This is a genomic window from Nocardia sp. NBC_01503, assembly GCF_036327755.1.
In the GTDB taxonomy this organism is placed as follows: domain Bacteria; phylum Actinomycetota; class Actinomycetes; order Mycobacteriales; family Mycobacteriaceae; genus Nocardia.
The window spans coordinates 1,442,923-1,463,193 of the sequence record NZ_CP109596.1 but is presented as its reverse complement, the minus strand read 5'-3'; the positions used below and the strand labels follow the sequence as shown (position 1 = coordinate 1,463,193).

Below are 20,271 nucleotides of genomic sequence, written 5' to 3'. Positions count from 1 at the left end.
ATGGAGTTGGCACGATGGCGGTCGCCGAGGGCTTGGGCGATTGTGGCCGCTATACCACTGGTGATCATGGCTCGGCACATCTTCGATTTGGTGAGCAGGGAAAGCCGTTCGGGTTCGGGGCTCTCCGGGGTAGTCGGTGTGTATCTCGTGCTACTGGTGCTGGCCGTTGTCGTCGTTGTGTTGGCCACGGGAGTTCGCTTGTTGCGGCGGAATCCGTTGGTTGCCTCTTATGCTGCTGCGGGGACTCGATTGTGGGTGCGGTATGGCAGCAACGCGATGGAAGTGCCACCGGCGACGGGGTACACGGTGGTGCCCTACAGCCAGATCAAGGACTTGGCGTTTATCGGCGGCGTAGCCTTCATCCGACCGAATGGCGGACCCGGTTTCGTATTGCCACGCGAACTGGTTCCTGAGTCGGGTCTTGTACTCATTCAGGCTGCTCATCCTCCGCGAAGCTCGCTGGTTCAACCCAGTGGCGCAAAATCCGCACCGGTGCCCCGTGACATGCGCGGACAAATAGTTCTTGTGACGTGTGCGGCTGTCGTTGTACTGGTCGTCTTCGCCGTTATTGCCGTGATCGATATGAAACCTGCAGGTAGCGAACATGGTTCGGTTCCAGCGACCGCAGCCGACGTACGCACCACGATCGCGGTCGGGTCTGAGCCGTACGGCTCTCTCGCTCTCGACTCGGATGCGAAGTCTCTGTATGTGGCAACACCTGGGGCAGAACAGAACTCGCCGGGCTCAGTGTTCGTGGTGGATATCGCCACCAACAGGGTGGCCGCCACAATCCCGCTGACCATGAACCCGAAATCCATTGCCGTCGACCCAGGTACCCACTCCGCCTACGTTTTGGGATCGGCCGGCGCGGATACCCAAGGCGGCGTCTTCACCGTAATCGATTGCTCTACCAACACGGTTACCGGCACCATTCCGTTAACTGGATCGATGCCCGCCGGGCTCCCCGCGATGGGTATCGCGATCGGCACCGACAAGCGCACAGCCTTCATAGTCAATCAGAGCAAGTCCATCGAATTAGTCGACCTCGCAACGAACAAGCAGATCAACTCTATCCCGCTACCCCTCGCGGCCACCTCCATCACGTTGGATCCCGCCGCTCGCAAATTGTTCGTTGTGGACACGGAGGGGATGATCGCGGTGATCGACCCCGTGGCGATGGCTGTCGTAGGAACTATTGACGGTCGGGGTCACGAAATCAGCTCGATAGCAGTTGATCCCGGGGCGAACATCCTGTACATCTCCAGTGGTCGGGAGGGAGCTATCAAGGTGGTTGACACCATAGCCCGAGTGGTCACCGCCACCCTGACTGTCCCGAATCCCGAGGCGCTGGCGGTAGATCCGACCACACACAACATCTATGCCTATACAAGCGGCGAGATTTCGGTGCTGCAGCGATGATGACTACTGGTCCAGTCAAAATTGCGAGAAGTCCGCTCAGCCTTCTGCGTGGTACGGTCGGGCCGTAGTGACGCCGGGGTGGGAACCGAGCGGTTGCAGAACCGTACAGTGAAATACAAATCGCTCGTGACGATTGCGGGCTAGATGATGAAAAAGCTACATTCGGGGAGCCGATTCAGTTGGGTGAAGACGCCAAGTCCTATTTGGACCTTGCCAATAAAGGAAAAGCCGGGCTACTCCGCTTTACTCCGGCAGTTGCGATTTCGGGGGTGAATTCATGTAATACTCTGCTCGGCCATTTACTGGATGTGCATTTCGGTATCGAGCAGAATATTGTTAATCTGACACCTTTTTCGGGACCGCCAGATCAGTTTCTTTCTGGAACGCTTCTGGCTCAGGAGTTCAATGATCTCGGCGGGAAAATTCGAGATAAACTCAAAGAGCATATTGACACGGTTACTGATATGGCGGAAACTTTTCGGGCCGCAGGCAAGGCTAAGGCAGAGGTCGAGCAGCAGTCGGCAGATGCTTTCAATAACCTGACTATTACTGATAAGCCAGGTGGTTCTTCAGTTGCTTATCCGGATCTGTCCACGATTGGTCCGCCCAAGAAGGATCCCGCGTCAACACCGGCGGGTCCGGGGACAAGTTCGACCGATTCGCATGCTGTGTCATGTGAAAACGCCGCTAGTAAGTCATGGGCGGACCTGTACCACCTGCGGACGAAGATAAATGCAGTCGGTCCAGCGCAAGCGGGCACCCATTGGACTTGGATGGCTGACGAGCTGAGTGCTGCATTTGGTGTATTCCGAAATGAAATTCACGGATTGCGAGGCGAATGGGAGGGGGAGTCTCATGAGGTCGCGCAGGCATCGATCAGTAAGTATGCCGATAATGTTGATCAGCAGCTTATTCCAATAATGAAGACGGTTGGGACAAATCTGACGAATTTGTCCGGCTGGTTGCTGGCGACTCGCGAAGCCATGCCCGATGTCGAATTTGACCTCGACATCGAGGGAGTCAAGATGGAGGGCGGGAAACTGGTGGTCGAGTTCGGCGACCAGAATAAGCAACGTGAGCATCTTCAAAAATATCAGGATGCGTTCAATAGGACATATGCGGTTGGCCTAAAAGAATACAACTCCTCTCTGGTGTCCGATTTTCCTTCCCCTGTCGGCCTGTTTGCGGCCGTGCAAGTGCCTCCGTCGGATCCTCCAAGCAGGGCCGGTAATCCAGCGTCACCCTCGACCGTCAATGCTGGCAGTCCGCAGACGCCGACGGCTACGGATCAGCCTGTGGTGCCGACTCAAACTGATCCAACTAAAAATAACCAAAATCCGAATAACAATGATCCGTCTAAAACGACGACCACCGATCAAACTTCACAAGTTACTTCGTTGATCTCGACGCTTGCGCAGCAAGGTACCGCGCTGGTGGAGTCGTTGGCCTCCACTGGTTCGTCTCTGATTCAGTCGCTTCAGAAGAGCACGACTGCGACCGATACCACGACCGCGGATCAACTGAAGCAGCAGCTTGCTGCTCTAACGAATCTGCAAACGGTCCCAACTGATCCCGGCTCGCCCGGTGGGTCGCCGAAATCGCCGGGTGGCGGAATCCCAACCTCCGCAGTACCCAAGGAGAACACCCCACAGAGCAAGCTGTTCCCACGCTCGACCGTTTCCGCGAAAGAGACCGATGAAACTGTGTCTAGTTCGCGTGCAGGGGTGGCAGCCGGTGCCAGTGCGACTGGCACCGGGACGACCGGCTCGACCGGCTCCGGCATGCCAATGGGTTCGGGCGCCCAGGCAGGTAGCCAGGGGGCAGGGAAGGAACATAAGCGGCCCGAATTCTTAAGGTCCGGAGGCAATCTCGACGAGGTGTTCGAAGAGCTTCCCGCAGCGGTACTGCCGGTGGCGGAGAAATGACACGTATCTGGCAGCTCGGAGACTTAGAGTTCGTAGTGCTGTGGGAACAGCTCAATAGTGACTACCTACCTTTCCCCTTCTCCTTCATGAGTAGGACGCCGCTATACGACGACTTCCTGCGCGAGAAGCGAGAGACAGCTGAGCGGGTCCGTACCAGGCTGAGTGGATCGTTCGACAGTGTTTTGGAATCTGTGGCGCAGCCGGATATTCGAATCATTGTCGATGCTTGGGACGGCCGAGATCCGCAGCGATCGGACGGTCGAATCAGAATTATGGCGACTCGCAAGGGGAGTCAAGGATTCCTCGTTACACAGCTGCCCGGTGAAACCTACATGCACAGTGGTGGATTCACTGTTGCAGAATGCGATCCATTGCGGCTGGCAGATGAGATCGTATCGGCATTGCCGGTTTCGAAGCCAGGTGACCACGCTGAAATTCCACTATCGCCACCAAGCGAGAAGCAAGACGACATCGACTATGAGTACGGTCGCTCACGTATTGGTGCGGGTCCCGAAGATCCGGTTGCTGACCGTTCAAGGAAGTTCTTGCACATCAGACCGACTCTTATCGGCACCATCGACGTAATCCAAGGATCGTCGGTATTCGGTCCGCGCGGGGTCACCAGACATCGGATGGAGTGGCGCGATCTGCAGGATTCGGGAAGATACGTGATCGGGCATGCAGCGCCGTGGAAGGCGGTTGCCGCAGACGAGAAGCGGTTCATCGGCATGATCAATGCTCGTATCGCCGAGGTGATTCGGGTGATCAAGGAGGAACGTCGATAAGAGGCAGCGCAGCGAAGCGCGTGCTGCCGCCGAACCGCCCGCCGCCCAGGCTATTTGGCCACCAAAGCCATGACCTTGTCCGCTGACCCCGGCTTCTTGCACTCCTCACGCACCCAGATCAGCGTCGGAAATGGCCCCGCACCACCGAGTTCCGGCTTCTCCTTGGTCAACTGCTGCATGAGCGCGATGCCCGTGTCATCGTCGGTGTCCTGGATGAAGAAGTCGTGGCAGGTCATTGTGGCGACGTTCTTGAAGCTTGCGGCGGTCGACGGGGCGACCTCCAGGGCGACTCCGATCGCCTGGGTCTCCTTGCCATTTCCCTTGCAGTTCATCTCTGCCCAGCTGATGCCGATGTCATCGCTGCCGAAGTTCTTCCAGTTCGGGTTCTCGGCAATGACCTGCCGGAGCAATGCCTGCTTGTCGGCGTTGCTCTTGGCCAGGAGAGCCGCGCATGTCGTTTTCGAGGCCTGGCCCAGTCCGGCGGCGCGATCCGGTGTTGTCATCGCGGCGCTGGAGTTGCTGTTCGTCGACGCGGTCGTCGCCGTGCCGGAGGTCGTGGAACCGCAGGCGGTCAGTGTCGCGATTGCGACAAAAGCCCCACAGGCTGCAAGAACAGAACGCTTCACTGTTGATCTCCCCACATCGAATTCCCCGTCGTACAGCCGTTTTTCGGGCCCCGACCGCAGCTGATCATGCCAGGACGCGGCGCGGGGAGCCGAGTTGAATGTCGGTGGAGATCGAAAACGTCGTATGGTATCTATACGATCACGAACTGGGAGGGAGTTCTGCATGACCGAGGCGGGGGCCGCGGGTGCTGAAGCGGCGGGGCCGGGGTGGGCCTCGGTCGCCATTGCGAATCCGTACGGGTCGATCAAGATGCGCGTGACCGAGCAGGGGATTCCCGTCGCTGTGAAGGTGGATGCGGCTGAGCTGCATCGGGATCCGACGCAGTTGGCGGCGGAGATGCTCCGGTTGTGTCAGCGCGCCGCGGCCCGGGCCGGTCTCGCCAAGCGCAAGCAGTTGGAGGAGGCCGGGATGAGTGCCGCGGGACTCGCGCACACCGGGCTGCCCACCGAGGCTGATGTCGCTCGGCAGGAGATTGTCGAGGAGCAGGACTACGATACTGAGCCGCAGAGTTGGCTTCGGACTGTGTGAGGAGGGGGACGCGTGGTCGGGTCTATGGATGAGCTCGAGGAACGGGTTCGTCGGCAGCTGTATCGGTTTCAGGATCTGGCGGAGCAGATGGCCGCTGTTCGGGGGCGCGAGACCTCCGAGGACGGCGCCGTGATGGCCGAGGTCGATGGGAACGGGGCGCTGCAGAATCTTCAGTTCAGCCACGCTGTTTCGCGGATGACACCGGACGAGTTCGAGCGGGTGGTGGTGACGACGTCGGCAGCGGCGGCGCGCGCGGCGTTCGAGCGACGGGCCGAGATAGTAAACCGATTCAACGAGGAGATGGCCGGGTAGACCGGTCCGTTAACGCAATCTTGAGCCAGAATTTGCGTTTTACTATCTGGCACAAGCAATTTCGTACTTGTACTGTCATTCAAGATCGATGTACCTGGGAGGGACCACCGATGACTGCCAATTACGTGAAGGCGGATTTCGAACCAATCTTGGCCTATGGCACTCAGCATGCGGGGATCGCGGCGCAGGTTGCGGGGGCGGCCGCGGCCGACTCGGTCAGCGCGCTCGCCTCGGCGGTGCCGATGTTCGGATTGATCGGCCAGGATTTCCTGCTGGCTTTCGCGGGGGCGCAGGGGTCGTACCTGTCGTCGGCGGCGGAAATCGCTGCCGTGCACGCGGAGACCGCGGTCAGTGCGGCGTCGGCCGTCGCGACCTACTCGACCACTGAGCTGGCTTCGGCGACGACCTTCCTCAGCAACCTGTGACCGAATCCGTCGGTGTAGTGACCACGACACCAAGCCCTACCGTGCTGGACGTCATTCGTACCAGTCCGGTCGGGGCGATGGTGGATACACCGGTGTCCGATGTGATCAGTGGACTGGGATTGCCGCAGCTGCCGCAACTTCCGGCGATCACATTGCCGGATCTGTCCGGGTTTCAGATGCCGACGTTGCCAACGATCGATCCGACGACGCTGATTCAGCCCGCGATCAGTCTGCTGTCCTCGATGGGCAGCGGTGCCGCGAGTATGGGCACCGAGCTGATCTCGATCTTCTCCTCGGTCAGCAAGGCGCTCAGCTCCGCGGTCAGTACGAGCTCGGCGGCGTCCGCCGCGGTCTCGAACAGCTGGCAGGGAGACGCGGCGAACTCCGCGCAGGTCCGGAGCAACGAGGTCGATTCGGTCAACCCGACGGTCAACGCGCAGGGCCAGCAGCTGAAGGTGATCCTGCTCAACGCCGAAGCGACCGTCGCGGAAGGGTATGCGGAGCTCTCCGCTCTCATCGCGCGATTCACCGCGGAGGTGATGGCGGGTATCGCCTTCCTGGTCACTCCGGCCGGGCTGCCCGCGTTGATCGCCATGGCTACGGACGCGCTGTCCGAGGCCGGGGTCATCACCGCCAAAACCCGTGCCCAACTTACCGTTCACACCGCCGAGGTGGCGGCGGCCGGAATCAAGATCCCGGTCCCCGGTGCGCCCAATGTCGCCGATGTGGCGTCGCTGGCGAACCAGGTCACCCAGGCCGTGCAGCCGTTCCTGAGCGTCGGCGGCACCGCCGTGCAGAAGGTTGTCGAAAAGGGCAGCGAGGTGGTGTCCGCCGGATCGACCGCGGCGAGCAGTATCGGCTCCGCCGGTCAATCCGTGGTCAGCGCGCTGACCACGAACACCAGCAAAGACACCACCACGACGAACAAAGACACGACCACCACCAACCAGGACACCACGACCACCGACGGCAAACCGGTCGACACCACCACGCTGAAGACCGACGACACCACCACCGGTGGCGGCGGAATTCCCGCGGGCATGCCGATCGGCTCCGGACTCAACAGCAGTCCGCTCAGCCCGTACTCCGGCAAGATGTCCGCCGGCGAGGGCCTGGGTTCCGGTTCACCGGTCTCACGCGTCAACAGCAATAACAACGAAACCCAAACCCGTTCCACCACAAGCATGCCCGGTGGCATGGGTACCGGCGCGGGCCTGGCCAACAAAGGCGAGACCGAATCGACCGGTGAGCGCACCGCGCTGGTCACCGGCGCACACGGCGACGAAGTGGTCGGCGTCATCGAAGGCGTATCGATTCCGGTGGTCGGCGCGGTCGAACCCGTCGACGAACCACCGGACAAAGCGCTCACGCTCTGAAAACGCAGGGGTAACAGGAGGATTGGCATGAGCACCAACGATTTCGAAGGCGTGCGTTTCGATGCGTCGAGCGCACTGCAGGCCGCCACACAGCTGGACGCGCTTGCCGATCGCCTCGCGAACGGTATGAGCGTCGAACAGGCGAAGCTGGAGATCGCCCCCGCCGGGGCCGATGAGGTCTCCGTGCGCGCCTCCCAGACGCTGAACTCGGTCGCCGCCTCGTTCCAGACCTCCGGTACCTCCGGGGTGGACGAGGTCCGCAAGCTGGCCGCCGCGCTGCGCGCGCAGGTCGGCCAGTTCGGACAGGTCGAGGAGCAGAGCGTCCTCGGCTTCGCGGTCTGAGGAGCGCCGTAGCCGATGCTGGAACCGACGATTCCCGGCTTCACGGGCCAGATCTGGGAAGCCAGACCGCCCGAGCAGCTGGCGCGCGATCTGGTGACGGGGGTGGGCGCGGTACCCGCCGCCGAAGCCGGGCTCGCGTGGGCGCGCCTGAGCGCCGGATTCGCCGCGGCCGCCATCGACTACGAGCGCATTCTCGAAAACCTCGACAGCGCATGGGAATCGGCGGGCAGTAAGCAGTTCATCGAACGCATTCGCGCCCTACGGGATTGGTTCGCGACCTCCGCCGCGGAGGCGGCGAAGAATTCCGCGCAGGCCGAATCCCATGCCGCCGCATACGAAATCGCGCGACTTGCCATGCCGGACGCCGACGATGTGGAGAAGCTCAAGCACCTGCGCGAAATGCTCGAACAGCTCGGTACCGCCATCGGCGCGCCCATGTTGGCCAAGCTCGCGCAGACCGACACCGACTCCGACACGGTGAAAGCCGTTGCGGCGCGGGTCATGCGCACTTACGAGGGTGCGACGGAGACCCTGGCGACCCCGTGGGAGCACGCGGCTCCGCCGGAGATCACCGCGGGTATGACCACGACCCAGAACGTGCCGCAGGCGGATCCGGAGACGGTCACCCCGGAGCTGCCGAGCATGCCCGGTATTCCGCTGGGGGCGCTGAACATTCCGCCCGTCATTACCGCGTTCCAGCCTCGCGCGGTGGCCGAGGTCAACGCCAACACCACACAAAAGGTTGTGGTGCAGCCGGTTACGGTGCAGCAGAGCGGCTCGGTGCCGATGTCTCCCGGCGCGGTGTCGCCGCAGGGGCAGGACGAGGGCGAGCACCACACCCGCTCCGGACTGGCGGTGCCGACCGGTGATGAAGAGCTCGGCCTCACCTCGGGTATGCAGGTCGCCCCGGCGGTGCTCGGCGGACTCGATCCCAATGCGCAGCAGCGTGTTCCCGATATCGCATTCAACGCGGGCAGCACCGGCTCGGAGAACGCGAACCCCGCGCCCGCGCCCGCTCCGACGGCGGAGGCATCGTCATGACGACCCTCACCAATGACAGTGTGATCGCACTCGCCGCCGAGCTCGGCGTACAGACCCTGCCGCTGGTGCTCTCCGTTGGCCCGCAACAGGATTCATACACCGAATGGAATCTGGGCCAGGAGCTCGCCCGCGCCGAGCTGCGCACCGCCCGGATCCTGGACAGCCGTGGAGACGTCGACCCTGACACCGCCACAGCGCTTTTCGTACTCGCCCAACCGGATTGTGAACTGGCCGCACGCATCTACACCGCCGACGGCCAGGTGCGAGTCTGTCTCGCCCGCCGCGCCGAGAACACCGTGGTGGCAATCCGTCGCGGCGACAGCCTGGACATCCGATCGATCTGGACGGACGGCCGAGGCGATTCGCTCGCGCGCCCGATACTCGACGCCCTCGGAGCGTTCCCGCCCGCGGAGGTAGCGAGCTTCAGCGCGCTGTCCACGGATCTGAGCGAACGCTTCGACAACGCAACAACTTCCGAGGACTTCGCGAGTGCGGTGTACAGCCTCGGCGTCGCCGATACCGACGCCACGGTGTACGGCCTCGCGCTCTCATCCACCCATGCCTACGCCGAAGTGGTGGCTTATGCCTACGCAGACGGCGTGACTGATCGATCGCCGGGGGCCGTCGTGGTGTATGACACCGCGCGGGGTCGCATTGTGGCCGCACCCGGGATCGCTCCGGATCAGCAGGTCTGGTCCACGTTGACACCGGGCACCGATCACCGTGTCGCGCAGGCGATCTCGGGTCTGGTCGAATCGTTGCCCGGGGGAAGGTGGCTGTCGTAATCCTCATGTGACCAGGCAGCTGATCCACTCCGAACGGGTGATGCGGAACCGCATTGTCCAAGCGTTTCATCGAACACACCGAAGAGGGAAACATCATGAGCGGCAATAGCGTTCAGTCAGAACACGATGTAGCCAGCAAGGCGCAGGGCCACATGGCCGACGTCGTCGCCTCCGTCAAGGCGATCCTGGCCAAGGTCACCGCCTCCGTCGACTCCTCGCGTTCCGGCTTCAAGGGCGTCGCTGCGGTGGCGTTCAACCAGGCCGCCGACGCCTGGGATGGGGAGAACAAGCGCCTCAACGACATCCTGAACTCCATCGAGCAGCAGGTTGGCACCGGTGTCGCGTCGTTCCGGCACTTGGACGCCGAGAACGAGGCTGGCTTCAAGACCCTCACCAACCTCTGATCGATCCATCAAGTTTCACCCGAATACCAGCTTTGGAGGACTGACATATGTCTGATGAAATGCTTTATGACCAGGCGACAATCACCACCCTGGTCGCCGACCTCAAGGAACAGTTCGGTCAGCTGACCATGGCCGGCCAGGACATGGAAGACGCGGCCAACAAGCTCGAGGCTGCGTGGGCGAACAACAGCGCGCTGGCCGGATTCCAGGGAGTGCACTCCAACTGGAAGAACGAGTACGCGGACTCGCTGCACACCCTCAACCAGGTCGCCATCGCGGTCGAGAACGCGATGCAGTCCGCCCTCGGCGCCGACAAGAAGATCGGCGACGGCTTCGGCGGTATCTGAGACCATCACGGTTTCTCCCAACAGCGCACCCCGCTGTCACGGCGGGGTGCGCTGTCGGGTGCCGGTCTCGGTAGTGTCCCGCATGTAGTTCTTGTTCCGACGGAGGTTCAGTGCCAGCCCAGTTGACCACTCGGGCCCAGGTCAATGGGTACCGGTTCCTGCTGCGTCGTCTCGACCACGCATTGATTCGCCGCGATGTACGCATGCTGCACGACCCCATGCGTGCACAGTTCCGGTCCCTGTTGTCCGGCGCGATTCTGGCGCTGCTCGTGGTCGCGGGTTGCACGATCATGGCCTTCATTCGGCCGCAGGGCTCGATCGGTGACGCGAACATCGTCGTGGGTAAGGACAGCGGCGCACTGTATGTCGTGGTGCGGGACAAGAACGACAAGACTAAGATGACGCTGCATCCGGCGCTGAATCTTGCTTCGGCTCGGTTGATTTCGGGTACCGCCGAATCTCCGAAGTCGGTGAAGGACGCCAAGCTGAACACCGTGCCGCGTGGTCCAATTCTCGGTATTCCAGGCGCCCCGGCGGCCCTGCCAGGGTCCAGTCAGGGTGATGGGTCCCAGTGGACGATCTGCGACACCGTGCAGTTGTCTGCCAGCGGCGGCGCAGCCTCGGCCACCGGGTCGAAGACAACCGTGATCGCGGGCGGCCTCGAATTGAATGCGCGGATCAAACAGGCCGACGCGGGTACCGCTCTATTGGTTCACAGCACGGACAAGTCCACCAAGACGGATAAGAATTACTTGATCTACGACGGCAAACGCGCCGAAGTGGACACCACGAACACCGTCATGGCGCGTTCGTTGAATCTCGCGGGGCAGCGGGCCAGGCCGATCACCACCGGTTTGGTGGGTGCGGCAATCGAAGTGCCGCCGCTGGTTTCGCCGACGATTCCACATGCGGGCGATCCCGGTCCGGGACGTCTCAATGGAATCCCGGTGGGCGGGGTCATCCGGGTCGCCTCACCGGGTAACTCGGCGAAATCCGAGCTGTATGTTGTGTTGTCCGAAGGTGTGCAACGTATTTCGGAGTTCACCGCCCAGGTAATCCGCAATACGAACTCGCAGGGTATGGACGACATCCGATCTGTGACTCCCGACCTGCTGGACGGGATTCTTCCCCCGGTGCATGTGCTACCCGTCGATGACTTCCCTGCAGTGGCACCGAAAATCATTACTGCGGAGGACAATCCGGTCGCCTGCATTACGTGGATGAAGTCCAAGGCCACCGATGTGAAGGACGCGGACGTCACCGAAGGCCCCAGCGACCGAGCCGCGACCTCACTACTTGTAGGTACACGTCTGCCGCTCGCGGATTCGGCGTCCCCGGTGACCATCTCGGGTGCCAATGGCAGCGCCGACGGCATCGACGAGGTGTACATCCCGCCGAGCACTGGCGAATTGGTGCGGACCACTGGAATGGAACCGGGTAGTCGTCGCCGCGACAGCCTCTTCTATGTCGCGGACAATGGAATCAGCTACGGATTACCTGATCTGACCACGGCCCAGGTGCTCGGTCTCGGCGGTACGCCCCGCCTGGCGCCGTGGGCGATTGTCGGCCAACTCGTTCCGGGTCCAATGCTCAGTACCACAGACGCTTTGACCAGCTACGATTCTCTGCCGACTCTCAGTAAATGAACCGGTGTGCAGCACTTTCCGGCCATGCACGCACCAGCTTGCCGCAACTGTGACGCATTGCATCGCGAATGGCTCTGCCGCACAGCCGATGTTAGATTGTCGCCGACCGTGCGGTCTGACCGCTGGGTTCGTCAGCTGAGTTCGGAATGCTCACGGGGGAGTCGTGGGCAAAGGGGGGTGTATGGGGTTCCGATTGAGTCGGCTCGCCGTCCTGGCTTCGGCTATGACGATCGTGGTTACGGCGGTGGCCTGCGGAAGTGACAGTCAGGCAGCGGATCACGACCAGACGCTCGATGTCGGTTCCTACTCGACCCAGCGGGCGGACAGCGCTTTCGACGATCAACCCAGCCGTGCGCGTGGCATCTTGGTGGAGTCACTTCGCCTGGGCGAGCGCATCGTATTCGGAAGCGATGTGGCACCGGAGTTCCAGGCTGGGCACGGCGGCAACGTCATCGCGACTGCCGGCGGTATCCGGAACAGCGACGGAGTCTTCGCACCGCCTCTTGCGCCGCACCATCCTCTGGCCGCCTATATCGCGGCTTCGGCGGAGACGCCGTATATAAGCGAATACCACAAGGGTTACACCCTTTCCGTGGCGCTCGTCGCCTTCCCCGATGAGCAGAGCGCCGCGGCTGCGGCGGTCGATATGAACCAGAACGACTTTGCGGCGAACGCCAAGAATCAGGCGGTCGGTATTCCCGATTACCCAGCAGCTCAGAGCCATTGGCGCCCCGGGGTGCCGAACCTGGGAAGCTGGTTGGCATGGAAGTCGGTCCTCATCGCGGTGTACGTGGAGGCACCCCAGGCGAACCTCGATCAGCTCACAGGTTTCGTTGCCCGCACCTACGAGCAACAGATACCCAAACTGGACGGGTACGTGCCCACCCCAGCCGACCAGCAGCCTATGTTGAAACTGGACCGGGACAAGCTGCTCAGTCGCCTCGTCTCAACCGGTAGTCAGGTCCTCGACCCCCGGCAATTCGCGGTGTACAGCCCGCGCGGGTATGCCGTGCTGGGCACCAGTCCGGCTGCCGACGCGCGGGACTATGACTCCAAGGGTGTCAAGGCCATCGCGGTGTCGGACAACAAGTATCTGTATCAGATGCGCGACGCCGATGCGGCACGCGATTTCACGGCCCATCTGACCGATGTGCCCACCGTGTCGAAATACATACCGATGCGTGGGGTTGCAGGTGCTCCGAGTATTGCGTGTTTCAAAGCTACGCAGCCGAATCCGACTGTTGCCGGCGCACGCCAGTTTCGCTGCCTGATTCCCTACGAACGGTTTGTCGCCGAGGTATTCAGCGATCAAGAGAGCGATGTGCGGCAGTTGGCCGCAGCTCAATATGCCGTGCTGAAAGGCAGCAAATGATCGCGTTCGAATCAGGCTGCCGGAGTGTGAGCTATGCGGGAGGGGACATATGAAGGGGCTGGGTTCCCAGGATCCGCGGCAGCTTGGACGCAACCGTATGGTGGCGGTGATCGGCCAGGGCGGTATGGGCCGGGTGCTGCTCGGAGAGTCGCCGACCGGAAAGCTGTTGGCAGTCAAGCAGATTCACCGACACCTTGCGGGCGACCCCGAGTTCCGTGCGAGATTTCAACGTGAGGTCGCGGCCAGCCGCCAAGTGGCCGGCGCGTACACCGCCGCAGTGGTCGACTGTGACACCGAATCCGAGAGTCCATGGCTGGCGAGCGAATACATCCCCGGCCCGTCGCTGAAAACGGTTGTGGAGGAGACCGGGCCGCTGTCGCTCGGTGGCTTGCGACTGCTGGCGGCGGGCCTGGCATCCGCGCTGATCGAGATTCATCGCACCGGCCTGATCCATCGAGATCTCAAGCCCGCCAACGTTCTCCTGGCTCCTGATGGACCGCGAGTCATCGACTTCGGTATCGCTCGTGGTACCGAGGGCGATTCGAAACTCACCGCTACCGGGTCGGTGATCGGTTCACCGGCATTCATGTCGCCTGAGCAGGCGCAGGGGCATCAACTCGCCCCAGCGGCCGACGTGTTCTCGGTTGGCGCGATCTTGGCCATGGCCGCATCCGGTGAGAGTCCGTTCGCTGGCACCGCCACACCGCAGGTGCTCTACAACGTCATCTACTCAGCGCCCGAAACCGCTCGAGTCCCGTCTCCGTTACGCGATCTTGTCGAGCGTTGCCTGGCGAAGGATCCTGAGCAACGTCCTACTCCTGAGCAAATACTCGATGCCGTTGGGCAAATCGAAGCCGAGCCGGTGTGGTCGGGTGCGGTCAGGGACGCGATCGCGGAGCATCGTTCCGACTCGGACTGGTGGGTGGAGACAACCGCGAAACACGCGCGATACGAGGCGCAGCTAGCCGGGCTACGAAGTATTCGTCGGCGCAATATTCGTATCCTCGCGGCAGCAGTCGGTTGTCTCGTGCTGTTCGTCGCCGCTGCGTTCGGGGCACACGATTGGGCGCTGCAGCAAGGGCAGGCCGCACCCGCCACCGATATGCCGGTGATTATGGGAGGAGAGCAGTGGCGGCAGTTGGATCTCTGCGCGCTGCTGGACAAGTCGGTGAACGGACCGATCGCGAAGCGAGATGGAGATTACGAAGCCGGTCACGCCGATGCTTGTTCGACCACCTTCAAGGATTCAGCGGGGACCTCGCGAGTAATCACCTTGACGATGGGCGGGTCGGTCTCGGAAACGCTTGACACCTGGACACCCAGCGGAGCTGTGACCGGATGGATGCCAATATACGGCAAGAATGTCTTCTGCGATCGGCGAGTTATCACACAGGATCATCCCGCTGTAGTAGTCGAGGTATCGATATCAGGTAAGAGCGACGGATGTGGTCTATCCGATCAGGTGATGACCGCGATTGTCACCCGGCTCGCGGCGAACCCGCCGCAACTGCAACTACCGGCGAACTCGATTCTCCGGCTGGATCCTTGTGCCTTGATGCAGAAGTCACTGATTTCAGAGGTGGTCGGGGCCGGTTCGGAGCGCACCGGCTACCCCTACCGATGCACACTCGCCGGTGTCGATGCCACACTCGACATGTCCTTCACCGAGACCGCGCGCCCGGATAAGGTCGGGGGCAGTACCCTGGCACAGCCGGTGCAGATTGACGGAGCGACGGTCTACCTCGAAGACAACGACGCGGCCTATCATTCCTGCTCACTGAAGTACTTGGCTCGTCCCACCCGCCAGGATCTGGCGGAGGTCGTATATATCTATGTCAACGATGAGAACGATCTCCCCGGTGCCTGCGACCGAGCCAAACGAGTGTTCTCGACTGTGCTGTCCCAGTTGCCGAAATGACGATTCGTCCACTCGCCCCGGGCGATCCGCAGCAAATCGGCCGATACCGAATCCTCGGTATTCTCGGTGCAGGTGGAATGGGCAGAGTTCTGCTGGGAGCCGGACCTGACGGTCGGCTGGTAGCGGTGAAGCAGGTCCACGCACACCTCCTCGACGAAATCGAGTATCGCGCCCGATTCCGACGGGAAGTGGCCGCATCCACCCGTGTCTCGGGTGCTTTCACCGCCCCCGTGATCGATTTCGACGTCGACTCGGCGACACCATGGTTGGCTTCGGTCTTCGTGGTCGGGATACCGCTGGATACGGCCGTCGAGCGGTACGGGCCCTTGCCACCTGCGGCCGTGCGAATGCTCGCGGCCGGACTGGCGTCGGCATTGCAGGCTATTCATCAGGCCGCCCTGATTCATCGAGATCTCAAGCCCGCCAACGTCCTACTGGCCACTGACGGCCCGCGGGTAATCGATTTCGGCATCGCGCAGGCGGCGGAGAATCCGGCCGGACTGACCGAAACCGGTTCGGTGCTGGGGTCTCCCGCCTACATGTCACCGGAACAAGCACTGTCAGGGCCGCTTTCGCCTGCGAGCGATATCTTCTCACTCGGGTCGCTGCTGGTAATGGCGGCAACCGGGCAGAGTCCGTTCGCGTCGCAAACTCTTGCGTACACGTTGTTCAACATTGTGCACGTCGAGCCTGATCTCACGCGGGTGCCCCCGGAACTCCAGGATCTGATCGCGCCTTGTCTGCGTAAGGATGCGGCCGCACGTCCGACGCCGGCCCAGATGTTGGACTATTTGGGTCATCCCACCGAACACGGGCGACCGTGGCCGGAGCCTGTGCACAACGATATCGACCGGTTGGGTACGGAACTTGCCGCGCTGGCGGCGAATCCGGAAGCGACGACCGTATTGCCCGGCGCTCGTCGCGGTCTACGTAGCGGCGACCGAGCCGCCGGGGTCGAGGCCAGGCCCGCGCGGACCGGGAGGCGTCTACTGCCGGTCCTGCTCGCAGTGCTGCTCGTGTTGGCGGTGACAGCGGGCGCAGCGTGGACCAGATGGGGCAATTCTGAACACTCGCAGGCCGCACCACTCCCGTTGTCGCTCACCGAGATGCGCGAAGCGGATTCCTGCGCATGGCTCCGTACAGCACTGGGGACTTCACTGCCTGCCGAAGTGGCGGCAGGGTGGCCGACGAATGTGCCGGAATGGTCGTTCCGTCCGAACTCGGCATGGGGTTGCCTTGCGATGGCGTCCAAAGACCACGCATTCGACTTCAATCCGGCCGCATACCTCTTCGGCTTCGCGCCGAAGGGTCCGGTCATCGATGGCCGGCCGGTGGTCGGGCGGGACAACACCACATCGTGCGATCGTGCACTACAGCCGGATGAAGCCCATCCGACCTGGGGCGTCACAGTCTCTGCGTGGAATGAGGATGAGTGTGGCCTAGCGGAGTACGTACTGACCCGGTTGGCGCAGGTGTCTGCTGTGCCTCGTATGGCCGATGCAGATCGTTCTCTGGCGCGGCTGGATCCGTGCGCACTGGTCGACCGTGACGCCCTCACGTCTTTGATCGGAACTCTTCCGGTAGCTCCCAAAGAGGCTTCGGCCCATTCCTGCGTTTGGGAGGGGTCCGCCGAGGTGGCGGTGAACTTGAGGCAGACCACGCCGCCGGACACGCCCGATCCGCAGATCGACCTGGGCAACGGTCGGGTGCTGCTGGCACCCAAGAGCAATGTGGCGGCTATCTGCACAAGGGAATACCCGTACCGCGACGCGGGGAACCAGCAGGAGCAGGTGGAGGTCAAGGTGCACGGCAATGATGACAATGACGCGCACTGTGCCGCAGCCGAATCCATAGCCAGGTCAGTGGTGGACAAGTTGCCGAAGTAGCTGGTGGTCGCACCCGCCTCAGCTTGATCGACGCCTACCGAACTGGTCAGATATGTCCGAATCTATAGTGCTTGGGTATCCCGTTGGGTGACTCCTCGGTGCCCGGCAATGGGTTTCGGCGCAGTACGCTTTTCTCGTGAAGGCCAGATAGACGCGATTATGAAGTTGCACAGGGTGTTTCGGTGCGGGGTGCTGGGGTTGACCGCTGTGTTGGGGGCGGTGGGGTGCGGGGAGGTATTGGCTGGTACGCCGGTTGCGGGGGAGGTTGATATTCGGGGGCTTGATGTGGGGGCCTACTCCGTGGATCCGGTGGATTTCCGGCGGGTGGCGGTGGGGGATGACGGGGTGGGGATGGAGTTGGCGATTGTGCGGTTGGCGGGAGCCGTGCCTACCGGGGCGGAGATTGAGCCGCGGTTGGGGAATGAGTTGGTGGGGAAGGCTATTCGGGGGAGTGGGGATGTGGATTCGCTGCTTCGGCCGATTGTCGAGCGCAATGGGATGATGTTCGGGTTCGGGATGGCTGCCACTGCCGTGCCGGATACGACCCGGGTGCGGGTTACCGTTTTGCAGTTTCCCGAGGCCGCGGCGGCTCGGACCGCCGCGATAGAGGCGGAGGCGGCGGGGTTCGGTTCCGCGCCGAAGGTTAGTTCGCCGGTGACGCTCGATTGGTATCCGGATGCGAAAGCGCATTGGCGGCAGGATGTTCCGGCACTGGACGCGGCCTTGGCGCGGGGGAACTATTTGATCGTTGTGAATGTCGCGCGACCGGAGCCGAATCTCACCGTGTTGCAGGAGCTCACCAAGCGGGCCATCGCGGCGCAATTGCCGCTACTGGACAAGCTGCCGCCGGTTTCGGTGCGGGATATGCGGCAGCAGGGGTACGACCCGCAGGATATGTTGCGGCGGTCGCTGCATGCGGGGGAGGACCTGGCGCCGAGCTTCGATCAGGAGGCGGTGTTCAACGCACGGGGGTACCGGCATGTGGCCGCGGATGCGGCGCTGTGGGGGCACCTGATCGAACTCGGTGGAATCGATGCTGTGGCGAGGATTTCCGCGGGTGGGCTGGTGGCGCGGGCGCGGGATGACAAGGCCGCGAGCGCCGTTCTGAACGAGCTACGGGCCGGGGTGAAGCAGTCCGATCCGCCGCCGGGTGTGCCGGAGGCATTCTGTGTCGAAACGGCGTCGGCCGCTGATCATTTCACCTGCACGGTGCGGTCGGGCCGCTACGTCGCGCAGGTGGCCAGCGCTCAGCTGCGGGATGCGCACCAGCGTGCGGCGGCGCAGTTCGCGGTATTGGTCAACAGCGCCTGGATGTAGCGGTGTGGATCCCGGCCGAAAGCATGCCGGGATGACGAGGGCTTTCGCGCCGATACGCGGTAGGCCGGCCGATACGCGGTGGGTCAGCGGGTTGCGCCGATGTAGTGCTGTTCGGTCGGCGTGGTGACCAGCTGCGCGGTGGTTCGGGTGGCCGGGGTGTGCACGGTGACGGTGTGCGGGGCGTTGGGGTGCTGCACGATCGTCACGTCGGCGTCGGGCTGGTAGTGCCGCGGTAGGTGCTCGTGCAGGGTGACCACGGTGGCCGAACCCGGTGGGGTGGTGGAGGGCACGCCGTCGAAGACGATGACCGTGGCCGCCGGATGCGGGGTGCGGGCGGTCATGGTGCTGTTGCGGGAGCTGTGCGTCACGGACGAGGCCAGTGAGAGCGCGTGTGCCGCACCGACATTGTTGACCATGCGCTGCCAAGCTCCGGGGCGCGCGGTGTGCACCACCGCGCCCGCGCCGAGGGCGATGGCGCGCAGGATGACCTGCTGGGCCAGGTGCAGATCCGAGATGATGTCGATGCGCCGCGAACCGTCACCGATGAGCGGTACCGCCACGCCACTGCCGGAGGCGTCCGCGCCGATCAGCTGACCGCAGCCCGCCGTCGGCACCGTGATATCGGCGAGCGCGCTCACCGGACCGCGGTGGGCGGCCGAGCGCAGCTCCTGCGCGCCGAACGCCAAAGTGTCGGTAAGCGCCCACAATTGGCGCTGGGGGAGCGGGCGGAGGCCGTCCACCGGGGCCTCGTCCACGGCCTGCGGAGTGTCGTAGCGGACGCGGGCGTCCACTTCGATGAACTCGTCCTTGCGGTCGCTGTCCGAGCTGGCGGCCGCGGCGGGGCGCAGGCGCACGGTGACCGTGGTCGCCAGGCTGCGGACCGACCAGACCGCCGCCAGGCCGTCGGCGGTGAACAGGCTCGGGTCGATCTGGAAGCTGGTGAGGTGAACGCCGTTGTGTTCGAGGGAGTTCGGGGTTTCGACGAACTCTTCGAGGGGGATACCGCGGGTCAATTCGCGGGTGGCGGCGGTCATTTCGGCGGTGGTCAGCACCGAGGCGGTAATGCCCCGCGCCGCAAGTCGATTCGCGACCCGGCGGGTGGCGACGATTGCCGCGCGCAGTGCGCCCTCGGGCCCGCCGCCGCGATTCTGTACGGCCTTGGAGTTGGCCAGCGGGTTCAATCGCAGCACCAGCCACACCGTGCGATGCGCGATGGCCGGTAGCGGGCCGAGGATCTCGTCGTACAGCCGTCCCAGCGGGGCGATACTCGCCGCGTATCCGGACAGTACGGCTTCGGTTCCGGCGGTGCGGGTTCCGGTGCTGATCACATCGGCCGAATCCAGTTCGACATCGTATTGCCGCAGGCACGAGGCGATTTCGGCCAACGGCAGCACCTGATCGGTGCTCAGCGATCCGCGCCGCAGCAGGGTCAACGTGTCCGGCGGGGTGTCGATGCGCAGCATGGTGGTGAGCAGCGTTCCGTCCCAGCGCAATCCGTAGCTGCCACCATCGGGCAGCGGGACGTCGAACTGCTTGGACTCCTCCACCGGGCGGCGACGCGCCTGCCGCCAGCGGTACGCCACCCAGCGGCCCAGCCGCATACCGATCGCCTTGCCGCCGACCGGCGCCAGACCGATGAGTACGGGCACTAGACCCGCCAAAAGCACTGCCCACCAAGGGGTTTTGAAAGCGACCGCCACCAGCGAGGCCACCACGCCGACCAACCCGACCGGGATGACCAGTCGCAGCGGCAGCACTCGGAACAGCCACAGATCGTCCGACCGCAGTTCCGCGTCGTTCACAGCGCCCAATCCCC

The 20,271-nt window shown here is 63.0% G+C and carries 19 protein-coding genes; 17 read left to right on the top strand and 2 right to left on the bottom strand.

Annotated features, from left to right (window positions below; genetic code table 11):
- Positions 1–66: 66 nt before the first annotated feature.
- The 3 genes from OHB26_RS06825 to OHB26_RS06815 all read left to right on the top strand — a co-directional run bounded on the left by OHB26_RS06825 (position 67) and on the right by OHB26_RS06815 (position 4,129).
- Positions 67–1,419, top strand: coding sequence for a YncE family protein (locus tag OHB26_RS06825; protein ID WP_330183373.1), 1,353 nt, complete (start codon positions 67–69; stop codon positions 1,417–1,419).
- 179 nt (positions 1,420–1,598) lie between these two features.
- The gene (locus tag OHB26_RS06820) at positions 1,599–3,344 is read left to right on the top strand and encodes a hypothetical protein (RefSeq protein ID WP_330183372.1); all 1,746 of its coding nucleotides are present in this window, start codon (positions 1,599–1,601) and stop codon (positions 3,342–3,344) included.
- Entirely contained in the window at positions 3,341–4,129 is a 789-nt protein-coding gene (locus OHB26_RS06815; protein ID WP_330183371.1) for an ESX secretion-associated protein EspG, read from the top strand. The genes OHB26_RS06820 and OHB26_RS06815 overlap by 4 nt, the downstream gene beginning before the upstream one ends.
- A 50-nt stretch (positions 4,130–4,179) precedes the next feature.
- Here OHB26_RS06815 and OHB26_RS06810 read toward each other — a convergent pair whose 3' ends face one another.
- The gene (locus OHB26_RS06810; protein ID WP_330183370.1) at positions 4,180–4,755 is read right to left on the bottom strand and encodes a hypothetical protein; all 576 of its coding nucleotides are present in this window, start codon (positions 4,753–4,755) and stop codon (positions 4,180–4,182) included.
- A 163-nt stretch (positions 4,756–4,918) separates the two neighbouring features.
- Between OHB26_RS06810 and OHB26_RS06805 the strand changes: the two genes are divergently transcribed.
- The 14 genes from OHB26_RS06805 to OHB26_RS06740 all read left to right on the top strand — a co-directional run bounded on the left by OHB26_RS06805 (position 4,919) and on the right by OHB26_RS06740 (position 18,455).
- Positions 4,919–5,284 (top strand): hypothetical protein, encoded by a 366-nt coding sequence (locus tag OHB26_RS06805; protein ID WP_330183369.1) that lies wholly within the window; start codon positions 4,919–4,921, stop codon positions 5,282–5,284.
- A 24-nt stretch (positions 5,285–5,308) separates the two neighbouring features.
- On the top strand, positions 5,309–5,596 hold the full coding sequence (locus OHB26_RS06800; RefSeq protein WP_330183368.1) for a YbaB/EbfC family nucleoid-associated protein: 288 nt from the start codon (positions 5,309–5,311) through the stop codon (positions 5,594–5,596).
- Positions 5,597–5,706: 110 nt separating this feature from the next.
- Entirely contained in the window at positions 5,707–6,021 is a 315-nt protein-coding gene (locus OHB26_RS06795; protein WP_330183367.1) for a type VII secretion target, read from the top strand.
- 77 nt (positions 6,022–6,098) lie between these two features.
- A complete protein-coding gene (locus tag OHB26_RS06790) occupies positions 6,099–7,397 on the top strand; it encodes a hypothetical protein (RefSeq protein WP_330183366.1) in 1,299 nt (432 codons plus the stop codon).
- A 27-nt stretch (positions 7,398–7,424) separates the two neighbouring features.
- Entirely contained in the window at positions 7,425–7,739 is a 315-nt protein-coding gene (locus OHB26_RS06785; RefSeq protein ID WP_330183365.1) for a PE family protein, read from the top strand.
- A 15-nt stretch (positions 7,740–7,754) separates the two neighbouring features.
- Positions 7,755–8,780, top strand: coding sequence for a PPE domain-containing protein (locus tag OHB26_RS06780; RefSeq protein WP_330183364.1), 1,026 nt, complete (start codon positions 7,755–7,757; stop codon positions 8,778–8,780).
- Positions 8,777–9,565 carry an ESX secretion-associated protein EspG gene (locus OHB26_RS06775; RefSeq protein WP_330183363.1) on the top strand — a complete coding sequence of 263 codons (789 nt, stop codon included), beginning with the start codon at positions 8,777–8,779 and terminating at the stop codon, positions 9,563–9,565. Before OHB26_RS06780 ends, OHB26_RS06775 begins: the two co-directional genes overlap by 4 nt.
- A 53-nt stretch (positions 9,566–9,618) precedes the next feature.
- The gene (locus OHB26_RS06770; RefSeq protein ID WP_330183362.1) at positions 9,619–9,969 is read left to right on the top strand and encodes a WXG100 family type VII secretion target; all 351 of its coding nucleotides are present in this window, start codon (positions 9,619–9,621) and stop codon (positions 9,967–9,969) included.
- 47 nt (positions 9,970–10,016) lie between these two features.
- Positions 10,017–10,316, top strand: a complete 300-nt coding sequence (locus tag OHB26_RS06765; protein WP_330183361.1) for a hypothetical protein — start codon at positions 10,017–10,019, stop codon at positions 10,314–10,316.
- Between the two features lie 110 nt (positions 10,317–10,426).
- A complete protein-coding gene (gene eccB / locus OHB26_RS06760; protein WP_330183360.1) occupies positions 10,427–11,962 on the top strand; it encodes a type VII secretion protein EccB in 1,536 nt (511 codons plus the stop codon).
- A 223-nt stretch (positions 11,963–12,185) separates the two neighbouring features.
- Complete coding sequence (locus OHB26_RS06755; protein ID WP_330183359.1) at positions 12,186–13,334, top strand: DUF7373 family lipoprotein; 1,149 nt, start codon at positions 12,186–12,188, stop codon at positions 13,332–13,334.
- Positions 13,335–13,383: 49 nt separating this feature from the next.
- The gene (locus tag OHB26_RS06750) at positions 13,384–15,252 is read left to right on the top strand and encodes a serine/threonine-protein kinase (protein WP_330183358.1); all 1,869 of its coding nucleotides are present in this window, start codon (positions 13,384–13,386) and stop codon (positions 15,250–15,252) included.
- The gene (locus OHB26_RS06745) at positions 15,249–17,138 is read left to right on the top strand and encodes a serine/threonine-protein kinase (protein WP_330183357.1); all 1,890 of its coding nucleotides are present in this window, start codon (positions 15,249–15,251) and stop codon (positions 17,136–17,138) included. Before OHB26_RS06750 ends, OHB26_RS06745 begins: the two co-directional genes overlap by 4 nt.
- Positions 17,139–17,246: 108 nt before the next feature.
- Positions 17,247–18,455 carry a DUF7373 family lipoprotein gene (locus tag OHB26_RS06740; protein WP_442942870.1) on the top strand — a complete coding sequence of 403 codons (1,209 nt, stop codon included), beginning with the start codon at positions 17,247–17,249 and terminating at the stop codon, positions 18,453–18,455.
- 83 nt (positions 18,456–18,538) lie between these two features.
- Here OHB26_RS06740 and eccE read toward each other — a convergent pair whose 3' ends face one another.
- Positions 18,539–20,257, bottom strand: a complete 1,719-nt coding sequence (gene eccE, locus OHB26_RS06735) for a type VII secretion protein EccE (RefSeq protein ID WP_330183355.1) — start codon at positions 20,255–20,257, stop codon at positions 18,539–18,541.
- Between the last annotated feature and the right edge of the window lie 14 nt (positions 20,258–20,271).

What these genes read in the sequence shown, in the direction of transcription:
- OHB26_RS06825 (WP_330183373.1), top strand. Translation starts at nt 67, where the DNA reads ATGGCTCGGCACATCTTCGATTTGGTGAGCAGGGAAAGCCGTTCGGGT.
- OHB26_RS06815 (WP_330183371.1), top strand. Translation starts at nt 3,341, where the DNA reads ATGACACGTATCTGGCAGCTCGGAGACTTAGAGTTCGTAGTGCTGTGG.
- OHB26_RS06805 (WP_330183369.1), top strand. Translation starts at nt 4,919, where the DNA reads ATGACCGAGGCGGGGGCCGCGGGTGCTGAAGCGGCGGGGCCGGGGTGG.
- OHB26_RS06800 (WP_330183368.1), top strand. Translation starts at nt 5,309, where the DNA reads ATGGATGAGCTCGAGGAACGGGTTCGTCGGCAGCTGTATCGGTTTCAG.
- OHB26_RS06795 (WP_330183367.1), top strand. Translation starts at nt 5,707, where the DNA reads ATGACTGCCAATTACGTGAAGGCGGATTTCGAACCAATCTTGGCCTAT.
- OHB26_RS06790 (WP_330183366.1), top strand. Translation starts at nt 6,099, where the DNA reads ATGGTGGATACACCGGTGTCCGATGTGATCAGTGGACTGGGATTGCCG.
- OHB26_RS06785 (WP_330183365.1), top strand. Translation starts at nt 7,425, where the DNA reads ATGAGCACCAACGATTTCGAAGGCGTGCGTTTCGATGCGTCGAGCGCA.
- OHB26_RS06780 (WP_330183364.1), top strand. Translation starts at nt 7,755, where the DNA reads ATGCTGGAACCGACGATTCCCGGCTTCACGGGCCAGATCTGGGAAGCC.
- OHB26_RS06775 (WP_330183363.1), top strand. Translation starts at nt 8,777, where the DNA reads ATGACGACCCTCACCAATGACAGTGTGATCGCACTCGCCGCCGAGCTC.
- OHB26_RS06765 (WP_330183361.1), top strand. Translation starts at nt 10,017, where the DNA reads ATGTCTGATGAAATGCTTTATGACCAGGCGACAATCACCACCCTGGTC.
- OHB26_RS06755 (WP_330183359.1), top strand. Translation starts at nt 12,186, where the DNA reads ATGACGATCGTGGTTACGGCGGTGGCCTGCGGAAGTGACAGTCAGGCA.
- OHB26_RS06750 (WP_330183358.1), top strand. Translation starts at nt 13,384, where the DNA reads ATGAAGGGGCTGGGTTCCCAGGATCCGCGGCAGCTTGGACGCAACCGT.
- OHB26_RS06745 (WP_330183357.1), top strand. Translation starts at nt 15,249, where the DNA reads ATGACGATTCGTCCACTCGCCCCGGGCGATCCGCAGCAAATCGGCCGA.
- OHB26_RS06740 (WP_442942870.1), top strand. Translation starts at nt 17,247, where the DNA reads ATGGGTTTCGGCGCAGTACGCTTTTCTCGTGAAGGCCAGATAGACGCG.